Here is a 12,822-nt window from a genome sequence, read left to right on the forward strand (position 1 = left end):
TCAGGCTACCTCTCTTATCAGGACAAAGGCTTCGGCGGCTCTCCTGCTGACGCAACTGCCGCGCACCTGCGCCAATGCGCGCAGGGTTTCGAAGGATCGTTCGTTGGGAAAAGGACGGACCTGCGACTCAAAGCAGCCGAAGGCTTCGATCTTCCGCTCGAGATGCTCGCTGATGTCGACAAAGACATGCGGCTGAAAGGCAGGCGTCAGATAGGGCGCCGCCCAATTGGTTTCCGATACCGTTTCATAAGCCAGGATGCGCGCGGGATAATGCGTTCCCACCGGACGCGCCGCGACCATCGCCGCTTCGAAGATCAAGCCATGATCGAAATGCAGATCGGCGGGGAAAGGAACGAACAGCGTGTCGGGGCGGCTTTCCGCCACAAGGGCGGCGACGCCCTCGTTCAACGCCGCGCGGGGAACGCGATCCAGTGCCGCCGCTTCGAAATCCAGCATGTGCGTCCGCGCAACGCCCAGCACCGCATGGGCCCTCTTCGCCTCGGCCTGCACCCGTTCCACCTGCGCCGCATCGAAGCGCGGCGGCTTGCCCCGTGTGGCGACGACCACCTCGACATGGCGGCCCATCGCGGCAAGGCGCGCGATCGTCCCGCCGCAGCCGAGCACTTCGTCGTCCGGGTGGGGCGCGATCACCATCGCGCGCTGAATAGTCTCGATCATCGTCATGCCGCCGCCTTTGTCCGCCCCAAAATAGCGTGGTTGGGCAGGGGCGCTTCCCGCGCGGTCTGCCAGCGCAGCACATGCAATCCCTGATGATCCCCGCAGCGCACGATGAAGCCAGTGTCCAGTCGCTCCACGATCTGCCCCGGCATGGCTGCGGCATGATGGCGCAGCGGCACCAGCGCCGCCTCTTCGATGACGATCTTCTCGCTCGCATAGCTCGTCCATGCGCCCGGATAGGGATGACCGCAGGCCCTGACGCTACGCCAGATGGCCGATCCCGGCGCTGACCAGTCGATCAGCGCGTCTTCGGGCCGCCTGCGCGCGGCATAGGTGGCGCATCGTTCATCCTGGATCGTCAGGGTCGGCGATCCGCTAGCAATATCCTCCAGCACGGGCGGCAGCATCGCCTCCAGCGCGGCCATATGCTTGGCGTAGAGCGTGGCGGCGGTCTCGTCGGGCGCCAGATGGAAATAGCGCTGGCCAAGCAGCGGCCCGCTATCGACGCCCGCGTCGATCAGGAACAACGACGAGGCGGAAATCGGTTCATCCAGCAGGATCGTCCAGGGGATGACGGCGCGTCCCCGCAGGCGCGGCAGCGGCGCGGGGTGGTAGCCGACGACGCCCCTCCTTGCAGTTCCCCGGAATTCTTCGCCGCAAATCTGCGACCAGCCGATCACGAAGATATAATCGGGCGCGAGATCGCGGATCGCCTGCAATGCGGCATCGGAATTGATATTGGCCGTCCGCACCATGCGCGCGCCCGCCTTTTCTGCCTCTCCCGTAAGATCGACGAAATCCGAATGACGGTGGGACAGATCCGATGGCAGCGTGAAGACCGCTGCCAGATCCCATTGCCGGGATGCGCCCAGGCAAGTGATCGCGATCCGCGTACTTTCAACCGCGCCGACGACTATGGCCTTCATGCGCCCTCCTGATCGATGACGGGTTGAAGCGTTCGCCGCATAAGGCCACGCCGGCTGTGCGAATGAGGATTATGAGGTCGAGCCGAAAAGAGCGGTTCGCGATATACCAGAGGTCCAGCGCGAACTTGTCCTGCTCGCCGAGCAAGGCGTTGCCGTTGACCTGCGCCCAACCCGTGAGGCCAGGGGTGACTTCGCACCGCCGCCGCCCAGCTTCTCCGGCTTCCTCTATGGTCGCGGGCAGCAAGGGGCGGGGCCCGATCAGGCTCATGGCGCCGGTCAGGATATTCCAAAGCTGCGGCAGTTCGTCCATACGCGAGCGGCGGAGAAAGCGGCCAAGCCGGGTCATCCGCATCCTGTCGGGCAGCAAATGTCCTTGCGCATCGCGCGCGTCTGTCATCGTCCGGAACTTGATGAGTTCGAACCGCCGTCTTCCCTTCGTGACGCGGACCTGCCGGAACAGCACAGGATCGCCATCGGTCAGCTTTATGGCGGCGGCGATGACAGCCATGACGGGCAGTGCCAGCGGCAGGGCGGCGGCCGCCACCAGCATGTCGATCAGGCGCCTGACGGCCATCAGGATTCCCCGGCGAGCATCGGCGCGCTGGCCCTCGCCCTACGGGGCTGCTCGGCAGGGGGCTTGTTCATCTCCATTGTCGAAAGCAGCAGTGCATTCACCATCTCGACCGAATAGCGCTCTTCGACCGTCTCGCGCGCGGCCGAGCCCAGTCTGGCTGCCAGGTCGGGCTGGGCGTATATCCGCATCATTGCACCGGCAAGGGCGCCTGCATCGCGCGGTGCGACGGTGAAGCCGTTCACCCCCTGCCTGATCGGTTCCCGGCATCCCGGCATGTCGGTCGTGATCACGCCGCGTCCCACCGCCATCGCTTCCAATATCGTGCGCGGCAAGCCCTCCCGATACCAGCTCGGCAGCACGAAGATGCTGGCTTCCTCCAGATAGGGGCGGACGTCGCGCGTTTCGCCCAAATATTCTATGACGCCTTCGTTCTGCCATTGCGCGACCGTTTCCCGCGAAACAGCGGCCGGATTTTCATCGAGCGGCCCCAGCAATTGCAGCCGCGCATCCGGGAAGCGCGCCCGCACGATCCTGGCCGCCTCGACATATTCGATCAGACCCTTGTTCCGCAGCAGCCGGGCGATCATCAGGAAGACAGGCGGCCCCGGCGGCACGGGAGCCTGTGCATAATGCGAAAGGTCGACTCCTGACCCTGGCACCTGGATCACCCCATTCGTCCCGCGCAGTATCTTGTGCCGCATCATCTCGCCGCGGTCGTCGCTGTTGAAGACGAACACCGCTTTCGACTTGGCCAGGGCCTGCCGGTAGAGGATCGAAACGATGCGGCGCACATAGGGCAGCAGGCGCGATTCGCCATCGCTGAAGACATGGCCAAGGCCGCTCACCATGGCGTAGAAGCGGATCGACGGGAAAAACCGGCTCGCGATGCCGCCATAGATGATCGGCTTTTGGGTATAGGCAAGCACCGCGTCCGGCCGGTTGTCCCGGAAGCAGCGGATCAGCCATGTCAACGTACCCAGATCGGCGAACGGGTTCATGCCCGCGCGCGCCATCGGCATGGGCAGATAGGTTGCGCCCATTGCCGCCAGCTTTTCCTCTATTTCAGGATCGCGGCCCGGTGCGCAGACGACGACCTCATGTCCGTTCCCGATCATCGCGGCGATCAGCCGTCCACGGAAGTTGATCAGCGAATAGGCGAGGCTGGCGATAACGATGATTTTCATGCGGTCCCGCATTAGCTCCCGAACGGCCGCGCTCCAGGCGGCGACGGCAGGCCTAACCATAGGATAAAGCTGCCAGAACGCGCCGCACCATTTCGCCACCTATACTTGAGGCCAGCTGGCCCGGCTCCACCCATCCTTTCGGGTGAGAAAAAGGGATCGGGAGCCGATTTCTGCTCAAATGGATAGGGGACGCTAACCCTATTCGGATCGTACCGATGCTCTACTGCCGCGCGCCTGCAACCCGCCTATCTGAAGGACATGACTGATCGACAGCCAAGCTTCGTCGTGATCGGCGCCATGAAGGGTGCAACCACATGGATCGCCCATCAGCTCCGCAATCACCCCCAATTGTGGCTCCCCGGGGCGGAACCGCATTATTTCAGTTCGGAATATGATCGTGGCCCCGCATGGTATGCCTCGCTCTTCGACGCTGCTCCGGCGGACCGGATCATCGGGGAAAAGTCGGCGGATTATCTGGCGCATCCATTGGCGGCGGAGCGCATGGCTGCCATGATCCCCAGCGCACGGCTGATCGTTCAGCTGCGCGACCCCGTGCAGCGGGCTTACTCCGACTATTGCATGTTGTTCCGCCGTGGCTGGGTCAGTGGCGATCCGGCGAAATATCTGAAGGGCGCCAATCCCGAACAATCCCGCTTTTTGTCGGGCGGCCTTTACGGCGCGCATCTGCGCCGCTTCCTGCAACATTACCAGCGCGATCAGATTCAGGTGATCCTCTACGAATCGGTGCGGGAGATGCCGGAGCAGGTCATAGCCGACGTGTGCACCCACATCGGCGTGCCGGTGCATATCGCACCCGAAGAGGTTGCCAGCCGGAAGAATGACAGCGCCAGCCCCATGTTGCCGCTGCCACTGCGCCGTGTCTTGCAGCCGATGCGCCCGATGCTCGATCCGCTTCGGGCCAACCGTCATTTGGCAAAACTGCGCGCGTCGCTGGCAGCGCCCGTGCGCTACCCGCCCCTGACCGACGAACTGCAGCAGATGCTCCGGGACTTTTACCGGGACGATATCCTGCTCCTGCAGGACATTCTTCAAATGGACTTGCGCCATTGGATGGCTGGGCGGCAGCCGTCGAAGGGCCCGCATGCCATGGCCGCGAGATGAGGCAGGCCGTGCAGGATATGACGGACGGAATAGTCCGGAAAAGTGTGCTGCTGGAGAATGACCTTGCCGTAACGTGTAACCGAAGTTGAAATGAGGTGCGCTGATGCCGGGTTTCAGGGTGGGCCGCCCTTGGCTGTTGAACCTCTATGTTCATCGGCTGCCACACTTCCGGGGGAAGTGGCGGCTTTTGTCGTTTTTTGCTGAGCTGCTGAACGGCACTCCGGTCCGGTCGAGCTACGGCGATGTTTGCCTGGCCTTCGATGGGCGGGATCGCACCCATCTGCTCGGCGTGACCGGACGCTACGGCGTGCGTGTGTCCAATGAGGTGGAACGTCTTCGACCGGGCGACTGCTTCATCGACGTGGGGGCCAATTGCGGTATCTTCACCCTGCTGGCGGCCAAGCGCGTGGGTCCGGACGGGCTCGTCGTCGCCTTCGAACCCTGTTTTTCCACCTTTGCCAAATTGGTGCGGAACATCGGGCTGAACGCCTTTGGCAATGTGCTGCCGCTCAACATGGCTCTGGCCGATCTCACCCGCCCTGACCTGCTCGACAATAGCGCCGTTGGCCATTCCGGCCGTTTCTCCATCGCGCATGAGCCGGTCGAAGCGGCCGAACGGGTCATGACATTGGCAATCAGCGACTTTCCGGGGCTGATGAAGCTGATCGGCGATCGATCCATCACCGTGAAGATCGATGTGGAGGGATTTGAATATGCCGTGCTGCAGGGATTGCAGCCGATCCTGGCCCTGCCGCAAACCTCCGGCGCGATCGTCGAGGTCGACGATCACAACCTCGGCCGCTACGGCAATGAAGCAAGCGATGTGTTTGGCCTACTCGAGCGTCACGGCTTTACCCGCATCAACCCCGGCGACGGGGGCGGGCATTTCGATGCGGTATTCCGTCGCCCGAACGCGGCTGCATCGAAGCCCGGAGCTTCTGTGACGCTGCCATCATCGCGCCAGCCCGTTGCCGCGCCTAAACGCCGATTTAGCGCAAGCCGACTGGCGCGCGCTGCCGCTATCATGCTGGTCATTGGTGGCGGCTGGTTTTTCGTTGGAAAGGGCTTGCCCGTCGAGCGGGTCGAGGCGGAAGAATATTTCATACAGGAAGCTTTGCAGTCCCATGAAGTCGCGGAAATGCGGGCGGCCCTGCGCCGTTCACCGCCGACGGTGTTCAACGTCGGTGAAGTGGGATCATCCGCTCGGATCGCCTTGCCCGTGCTGCCTCATGGATGGCGCGTCACCGATGTGCAGCTTTTTCCCTCCGACAGCGGCCCCAGCCTCCAGATGACGATCAGCGACAAGGCCAGCCGTCCCGTCTCTCTCTTCGCCGTCCGAGACGATGATGTCGCGCCCGCCAAACCGGCGGTGCTGACCCGCGACGGCAAGACGGTCGCCTATTGGCAGGAGGGGGAACTGGCCTATGCCCTTGTTGCCCAGAAAAGGCAGCCGGCGGAACTCGACCGCCTGGCCGAAGACATTGCCGACAATGTCACCTCTTGAAGGTGGCGCGCGAACCAAAAGCAGCGGCGCGCTAATGTAGGTTGGCGCTGCCCCTGCGACCTGTCATGCCGGGTCGACGTTCTTGCTGTTCCCTATTTTCTGGAGAGCAGCATGTCGTTTCGTCACGGTCATTTGCCCTTTTCCCTGACTATATGCGCCGGGCTTTTCCTTTCCGCGTGCAGCCCCGCCGCCCAGAATGAGAGCGGCCGGGTGCCCGGCGGCACCGACCAGCAGGATGCGATCAACGCGGCGAACGACAGCGGCGCTTCGAACACTATGCCGGGCATCGGCGCGCCCGGCACGGGCGGGCAGGGGACGCAGCCATGATCCGCTCCGCATCGCTGTTGCTGGGGAGCGCGGCCCTTCTCCTCCTCGCCGCCTGCGACCAGACGAGCGGCGTCGCCGGAGACACCCAAGTCGCCAATGGCTCCGCCACCGTCGCCAAACAGTATGAGGGGCCTAAGCCCGAAGGGGTCTCCAGCCCCAATGACGCGGTCACCACCACCTTCTACATCCCACAAGCCGCGATCAGCGACATGTATGAGATCGAGGCCAGCGAAATGGCCCTCGTTCGCGCGAAGGCGCCGGAGGTGAAGGCCTTCGCCAGGATGATGATCGACGATCACAAGAAGACGAGCGCCGCGCTCAAGCAGTTCGTCGCCGATAACCCGGTCAATATCGCGATACCTGCCCATATGGATGCACGCCGCCAGGCGATGCTGTCGAACCTGAAGGGCGCAAGCGACGCCGAGTTCGATGCCCAATATGTGGGCCAGCAATCCGCCGCGCATCAGGAAGCGTTCAACCTGCAGAGCAGCTACGCCAACCGCGGCGACTATCCCGCGCTCAAGAAACTGGCCCAATCGACCGTCAAACTGATCGAGCATCATCGCGAGCAGGTCACCGCTCTCGACAAGAGGTTCGGCACCGCTGCCGGAGCACCCTGACGGGAAACAGCGCGGCCCTTTTTAGAATTCGGGCGTGACGGGCCGCGCCTCTTCCTGCGTCAGTGGTCCTTCAAGGCCGTTCCCGGTCCGCATCCGCGTGACGATGTTCCATGTCGCGATGAACAGCGCCGCGATCACCGGCCCGATCACGATGCCGTTGAACCCGAACATGTCGATGCCGCCCAAGGTGGTGATCAGCACCACATAGTCCGGGATGCGCGTATCCCGCCCGACCAATATCGGCCGCAGCAGATTATCGACCAGGCCGATGACGAACAGGCCGCAGGCGACGAGGATGATTGCCTTCGCCACGGCGCCGGTCGCCAGCAGGTATAGCGCGACCGGCACCCAGACGAGCCCCGTGCCCACCGCCGGGATCAGCGAGAAACAGCCCATCAGCACGCCCCACAGCAGCGGCCCCTGTATGCCCAGCATCCAGAACACGATACCGCCGATCATGCCCTGGACGATGGCCACGACGACGCTGCCCTTGATCGTCGCGCGAATGACGATCACGAATTGCTCCATCAACGCCCGCCTGTGCGTGGTGCGCAGCGGTGCCGCCCGATCAAGCCGCGCCGCCAGCGCGGACCCGTCACGCAACAGGAAGAAGGTGAGGTAAAGCGAGACGCTCAAGGCCACGAAAAAGCTGAACGCACTCTGCCCGATCTGGAAGACCTGAGCCGCGACGGACTGAAAGCTGTTGGCGATTCCTTCGCCCAACATGGTTCGCACGGTCGCGAAATTGGTGATGCCGACCCGCTCCAGCAGTGCCGATGCCCAGTCGGGCAGGCTGGCCTGAAACGCATTGAACATCGCGGGAATGTTGATCTGCCCGGACTGCACCTTGGCGTAGAAGAGCGTTGCTTCCTGCACCAGCGCCACGCCAAGGACGATCGCCGGCAGGATGACGACCGCGACGATCAGCAACAGGGTAAGACTGGCGGCGCTGTTCGGGCGACCCGGCATCTGCCGCAACAGGTTCTGGTTGATCGGCGCGAACAATATGGCCGCGATCACGCCCCACAGGATCGCCGCGAAAAATGGTTCGATCACCAAGGCGAACGCCACCGACACCAGCAGCACGAAGCCCAGGAAAACGCCATCTTCGATACGAACATTCTGCGGCTGGTCGATCATTCACCGGCTTTGGCAGAAATGGGGGGCAAAAGTCCATCGCTGGGCCGCGCGAGCCTCTGTTGCGCCGCCACAAACATCGGCTGTGTCAAAAAGGTCGCAGTGACGCCAATTTTGTCCAGGCGATTGAATCCGCGCCCATGAAGCTTAAGAGCTTTAAAGGACAACCATCGGAAAGCAGGACATGGCAAAACCCGAATCCTGGCGGCTGAGCCCGGAAGCATACAGCTTCATCACCAGCATGGACACGCGCTTCCAGGATATCGACACGATGGGCCACATCAACAATGTGGCTATCTCGGGTATCTTCGAAACCGCCCGCATCCGCTTCCACCATCATCTCGGCCGCCATCCGCAGGAGCAGGGCGTCCGCTGGCTGGTCGCCGCCGTGTCGCTGAACTTCGTCGAAGAATCGCACTTCCCTTATCCGTTCGAAGTCCATTGCGGCATCGGCCATATCGGCCGCACCAGCTGGACCGTCAGCTCCGCCGCATTCCAGAAGGGCGTCTGCGTCGCCACCTGCGACACCACCGTCGTCACCCATGGCTCCGAAGGCCGCCGCATCATCGACGCCAGCCTGCGCGAAGCCATGGAACGCAACTTCCTGCGCAAGCCCGACTGATCGGATTCTCGCCGACTCAGCGCAACCGGACCTCAACAGATAGCCGTCACCCCAGCGCAGGCTGGGGTCTCGTGATGCCAGGCCGCGCGTTCCCACCGTTCGCCCTGAGCCTGTCGAAGGGCTCTCTTCCTCTTAGAAGAAAAGGGCTTCGACAAGCTCAGCCCGAACGGGACTGGGATTTCCACATAAACAGGCGAGATGGTGAAGAGTGGAGGCCCGGATGGGTCCTGCTCCAACACAGGAATCCCGCATCTCCGCGTGAACAAACCAGCCCGGAACCCGGCGGGCGCTGATTCAACCAGCAAACCCATCCATCCGCCGCGCCCACTGAAACGCGATCACCGCTCCCTTGACCGGCTGGATCATTACCCCTGCCAGCACCATTGCCAGTCCCGGCCACAGCAGCGCCTGCATTCCCAGCGGAATGGCGAGCGCGCCATTTACCTCGATCATCAATGGCACCAATATGTGTCCCAGCAGCAGGATCACGATATAGGCCGGAAAGTCATCGGCCTGCGACACATTCCACGGCTGCCCGCACGCACTGCACGCCGCACTTGGCTTCAGGAACCGCGCGAACATCGCGCCTTCGCCACAGGCAGGACAGCGCCCCTTCAGCCCCGACAGCACTGCGGATCTGAGCGGCCTCGCCGCCACATCGGTAGAAGGATGATCGCTCATGCACCGTCCCTATGGCTGACGGCCGGTCCACGCAACAAGGCTTTAAACATCCGCCGCCCTTCCTCCCGGCCAAAAGGCTGTTAAGACGGCGCGGATGCGATTGCCGGGTTCTTCCGAAGCCTTTGTCCTGTTCGACGATGCGCGAGAGCGCAATCCCGCGCCTGCGCGCCTCTATCGCGACCCTGTGGAAGTCATTTGCGCGAACAGCCTAGAGGAAGTGCAGCCCGCGCTTGATCGCCTTGCAGAAGCGGCGGAACTGGGCCTGCACGCGGCAGGCTACATGAGCTATGAGGCCGGCCTTGTCTTGGAGGACCGGCTGCTTGCCCTGGCTGCTGGGCAAGGGGATCGCAAACCGGGCATGCCGCTGCTCTGGTTCGGCCTGTTCGAAGGTCACCGCTTGATCGACCCGGCGCTGATGCCGGACCTGCTTCCCGATCCCGCCACCGCCACGGTCGAAGCGCCCCGTCCCCTGCTGGACGAAAAGACCTACCACGCTGCCTTCGCCCGGGTTCAGGATTATATCCGCGCAGGTGACATCTATCAGGCCAATCTGACTTTCCCTTGCTCCACCCGCTTCACCGGCGACATCATGGCGCTTTACGCTGCTATCCGCCCGCGCCAGCGCGCCGGCTATGGCGGTATCATCCGCACCAGCGCGCATAATATCCTCTCCTTTTCGCCCGAACTCTTCTTCACCAATGTGCGCGGGCAGCTGACCGCGCGGCCCATGAAGGGCACCGCCCGCCGCGCGGCCGATCCCCTGGTCGACGCGGCGCTGGCGCGCGAATTGGAGCAGGACGCCAAGCAGCGCGCCGAAAATCTCATGATCGTCGACTTGCTGCGCAATGATCTGTCCCGCGTGTCGCGCGCGGGCACGGTGACGGTGCCCGACCTCTTTCATGTGGAAACCTATCCGACCGTCCACCAGATGGTCTCGACGATCCGTGCCCGGATGCTGCCTGGCCTTTCCCCCATCGACATATTGCGCGTCCTCTTCCCGTGCGGGTCGATCACCGGGGCGCCCAAGGTGCGGGCGATGGAGATCATCGACGCGGTGGAGGCCTATCCCCGCGACATCTACACAGGCACCATGGGCTGGATCGATCCCAATGGAGATGCCGCCTTCAATGTTGCCATTCGCACGATTTGGGTTGAAGAAGGCAGCAGGGAAGGGCGCCTGGGATTGGGTTCGGGCATCGTCGCGGACTCGGATGCGGTATCCGAGTGGGCGGAATGTCTGGCCAAGGGGCGCTTCCTCACGACCGCAGCACAATAGGGGGCTTGAATAGTTTCGATGTCATTGGCTGACGGACGGTTTGATCTGCTCGAAACCATGGCTTTCGATCCCGTCGAGGGCATCAGGCTGCTGGAGTTGCACTTGGAACGGTTGAAGGAAAGCGCGGAGGCGCTTGATTTCAGCTTCGACCGCCATGAAGTCCGCAACGAATTGCAGGCCGCGACATTTCGTCTGCGCGAACGCAGCCGCCTTCGCCTCCTTGTCTCGCGGCGCGGCTCGATCGCGATAGAGGTGCGCGAACATCGCACCTGGCCACAGGCGATCATGCATGTGGCTACCGTTCCCCGCCAGAGCTCCTGCGACGACCTGCGCCTGATCCACAAGACGACGGATCGCAGCGTCTACCGCGATGCGCTGAAGCGCGGTGGCACCTATGAAGTGCTGATGACCGACGAGGATGGCTTCCTTACCGAAGGCTGCTTCTCCTCGATCTTCGTCGAACGGGGCGACAAGCTGGTGACGCCGCCGCTTTCGCGCGGCCTGCTCCCCGGCGTCCTGCGCCGCAGCCTCCTCGAAATGGGCGAAGCGATCGAAGACGACCTGCGCCCCAGCGACCTTGCCCACGGCTTCTTCATCGGCAACGCCGCCAGGGGCATGGTCGCCGCGTCGCTGGTCAAATAACGCCGTCATCTCAGCGAAAGCTGGGATCTCAGGTTAGGTTTACGGCCCCTCGCCAGATTCCAGCTTTCGCTGGTATGACGAAGAGGATGAAGCCACCCCATCCCAACTGGCGGTTGCCCACCGCGTGATAGCGCACTAAGGAGCCTCGCGTCCGCCCGGGCGGATTCACTATCCATCAGAAAGAGTGTCACGATGAGCCAGACTTCCGCTGCCCTCGGTCGCATCCAGCCCTCCGCCACCCTGGCGATGAGCGCGCGCGTGAATGCCCTTAAAGCCGATGGCGTCGATGTCATTGGTCTCTCGGCGGGCGAACCCGATTTCGACACGCCCGACTTCGTCAAGGAAGCGGGCATCGCCGCGATCCGCAAGAACCTGACCCGCTATACCGACGTCGACGGCACCGCCGACCTCAAGGACGCCGTCGCCTTCAAGTTCAAGCGCGACAACGGCCTGGACTATAAGCGCAGCCAGATCAGCGTGAATTCGGGCGGCAAGCACACTCTGTTCAACGCGCTGGTCGCGACCGTGGACGTGGGTGATGAAGTCATCATCCCCGCGCCCTATTGGGTCAGCTATCCCGACATCGTGAACTTCGCGGGCGGCACCCCCGTCTTCGTCGAAGGCCCCGCGAGCCAGGGCTACAAGATCACCGCCGCGCAGCTCGACGCCGCGATCACCCCGCGCACCAAGTGGCTGATCCTGAACTCGCCGTCCAACCCTTCGGGCGCGGCCTATTCGGCGAACGAGCTCAAGGAGCTGGGCGAGGTGCTCCGCCGCCATCCGCACGTTCTCATCATGACCGACGACATGTATGAGCATGTCTGGTACGCGCCGACCCCCTTCGCGACCATCGCGCAGGTCTGCCCGGACCTCTATGAGCGCACCCTGACGGTCAACGGCTGTTCCAAGGCCTTCTCGATGACGGGCTGGCGCATCGGTTTCGCCGGTGGTCCCGAATGGATCATCAAGGCTATGGGCAAGCTCCAGTCGCAATCGACCTCGAACCCCTGCTCGATCAGCCAGGCGGCCGCCGTCGCCGCGCTGACCGGCGATCAGGACTTCCTGGAAGAGCGCAACGCCGCCTTCAAGAAGCGCCGCGACATGGTCGTGTCGATGCTGAACGACGCGCCGGGTCTCGACTGCCCGACGCCCGAAGGCGCTTTCTACGTCTATCCCGACGCCAGCGGCGTGATCGGCAAGACCACGCCCAAAGGCCAGCTGATCGACAGCGACGAAACGCTGATCGGCTACTTCCTCGACGAAGCCCGCGTGGCTGCGGTTCACGGCGCCGCCTTCGGCCTCTCCCCCGCCTTCCGCATCAGCTATGCGACGTCGGAAGAGGTGCTGGCCAAGGCATGCAAGCGCATCCAGGAAGCCTGCGCCGCACTCAAGTAAGCTGATCCTCCCTCCCCATTGGAATATGGGGAGGGACCGCTCTTGTTGAAAAAAAATCGGACCTACGTCCGAAACAGCCTCTTGCAGCCAGAACCCGGCCGCCTATATCGCGTTTCAACTCGAAACTGATTGGT

14 protein-coding genes are annotated in these 12,822 nt (G+C 63.1%); 8 read left to right on the forward strand and 6 right to left on the reverse strand.

The features are described 5' to 3' along the window. Genes NCHOL11_RS01735 through NCHOL11_RS01750 form a run of 4 tightly spaced genes read right to left on the reverse strand, consistent with a single transcriptional unit; the run spans position 1 to position 3,362 of the window. On the reverse strand, positions 1–684 hold the full coding sequence (locus NCHOL11_RS01735; protein ID WP_097090784.1) for a PIG-L deacetylase family protein: 684 nt from the start codon (positions 682–684) through the stop codon (positions 1–3). Further along, complete coding sequence (locus NCHOL11_RS01740) at positions 681–1,604, reverse strand: methionyl-tRNA formyltransferase (RefSeq protein ID WP_097090785.1); 924 nt, start codon at positions 1,602–1,604, stop codon at positions 681–683. Before NCHOL11_RS01740 ends, NCHOL11_RS01735 begins: the two co-directional genes overlap by 4 nt. After that, on the reverse strand, positions 1,576–2,178 hold the full coding sequence (locus tag NCHOL11_RS01745) for a sugar transferase (protein WP_097090786.1): 603 nt from the start codon (positions 2,176–2,178) through the stop codon (positions 1,576–1,578). Before NCHOL11_RS01745 ends, NCHOL11_RS01740 begins: the two co-directional genes overlap by 29 nt. Further along, complete coding sequence (locus NCHOL11_RS01750; RefSeq protein ID WP_097092659.1) at positions 2,178–3,362, reverse strand: glycosyltransferase family 4 protein; 1,185 nt, start codon at positions 3,360–3,362, stop codon at positions 2,178–2,180. Before NCHOL11_RS01750 ends, NCHOL11_RS01745 begins: the two co-directional genes overlap by 1 nt. A gap of 258 nt (positions 3,363–3,620) precedes the next feature. Here NCHOL11_RS01750 and NCHOL11_RS01755 point away from each other — a divergent pair, with 258 nt between their 5' ends. The 4 genes from NCHOL11_RS01755 (at position 3,621) to NCHOL11_RS01770 (ending at position 6,935) form a co-directional block, all read left to right on the forward strand. Further along, the gene (locus tag NCHOL11_RS01755; protein ID WP_097090787.1) at positions 3,621–4,484 is read left to right on the forward strand and encodes a sulfotransferase family protein; all 864 of its coding nucleotides are present in this window, start codon (positions 3,621–3,623) and stop codon (positions 4,482–4,484) included. Positions 4,485–4,587: 103 nt separating this feature from the next. Beyond that, the gene (locus NCHOL11_RS01760) at positions 4,588–5,988 is read left to right on the forward strand and encodes an FkbM family methyltransferase (protein WP_097090788.1); all 1,401 of its coding nucleotides are present in this window, start codon (positions 4,588–4,590) and stop codon (positions 5,986–5,988) included. Positions 5,989–6,099: 111 nt separating this feature from the next. Further along, entirely contained in the window at positions 6,100–6,315 is a 216-nt protein-coding gene (locus tag NCHOL11_RS01765; RefSeq protein WP_097090789.1) for a hypothetical protein, read from the forward strand. Beyond that, positions 6,312–6,935, forward strand: a complete 624-nt coding sequence (locus NCHOL11_RS01770) for a DUF4142 domain-containing protein (RefSeq protein WP_097090790.1) — start codon at positions 6,312–6,314, stop codon at positions 6,933–6,935. The genes NCHOL11_RS01765 and NCHOL11_RS01770 overlap by 4 nt, the downstream gene beginning before the upstream one ends. A 21-nt stretch (positions 6,936–6,956) precedes the next feature. Here the strand turns inward: NCHOL11_RS01770 and NCHOL11_RS01775 are convergent, their stop codons facing one another. Next, the gene (locus tag NCHOL11_RS01775; protein WP_097090791.1) at positions 6,957–8,075 is read right to left on the reverse strand and encodes an AI-2E family transporter; all 1,119 of its coding nucleotides are present in this window, start codon (positions 8,073–8,075) and stop codon (positions 6,957–6,959) included. Between the two features lie 181 nt (positions 8,076–8,256). Between NCHOL11_RS01775 and NCHOL11_RS01780 the strand changes: the two genes are divergently transcribed. Further along, positions 8,257–8,694, forward strand: coding sequence for an acyl-CoA thioesterase (locus NCHOL11_RS01780; RefSeq protein ID WP_097090792.1), 438 nt, complete (start codon positions 8,257–8,259; stop codon positions 8,692–8,694). 294 nt (positions 8,695–8,988) lie between these two features. Here the strand turns inward: NCHOL11_RS01780 and NCHOL11_RS01785 are convergent, their stop codons facing one another. Continuing rightward, positions 8,989–9,375: a DUF983 domain-containing protein gene (locus NCHOL11_RS01785; protein WP_097090793.1), complete on the reverse strand. Its 387-nt coding sequence runs from the start codon at positions 9,373–9,375 to the stop codon at positions 8,989–8,991. A gap of 94 nt (positions 9,376–9,469) precedes the next feature. Between NCHOL11_RS01785 and pabB the strand changes: the two genes are divergently transcribed. From pabB to NCHOL11_RS01800, 3 genes are all read left to right on the forward strand, one after another. After that, positions 9,470–10,651, forward strand: a complete 1,182-nt coding sequence (pabB, locus tag NCHOL11_RS01790) for an aminodeoxychorismate synthase component I (protein ID WP_097090794.1) — start codon at positions 9,470–9,472, stop codon at positions 10,649–10,651. 18 nt (positions 10,652–10,669) lie between these two features. After that, entirely contained in the window at positions 10,670–11,293 is a 624-nt protein-coding gene (locus NCHOL11_RS01795) for an aminotransferase class IV (protein ID WP_097090795.1), read from the forward strand. Between the two features lie 192 nt (positions 11,294–11,485). Then, on the forward strand, positions 11,486–12,688 hold the full coding sequence (locus tag NCHOL11_RS01800) for a pyridoxal phosphate-dependent aminotransferase (protein WP_097090796.1): 1,203 nt from the start codon (positions 11,486–11,488) through the stop codon (positions 12,686–12,688). Positions 12,689–12,822: the final 134 nt, after the last annotated feature.

Source organism: Novosphingobium sp. Chol11, from assembly GCF_900218065.1.
Lineage (GTDB): Bacteria > Pseudomonadota > Alphaproteobacteria > Sphingomonadales > Sphingomonadaceae > Sphingobium > Sphingobium agri.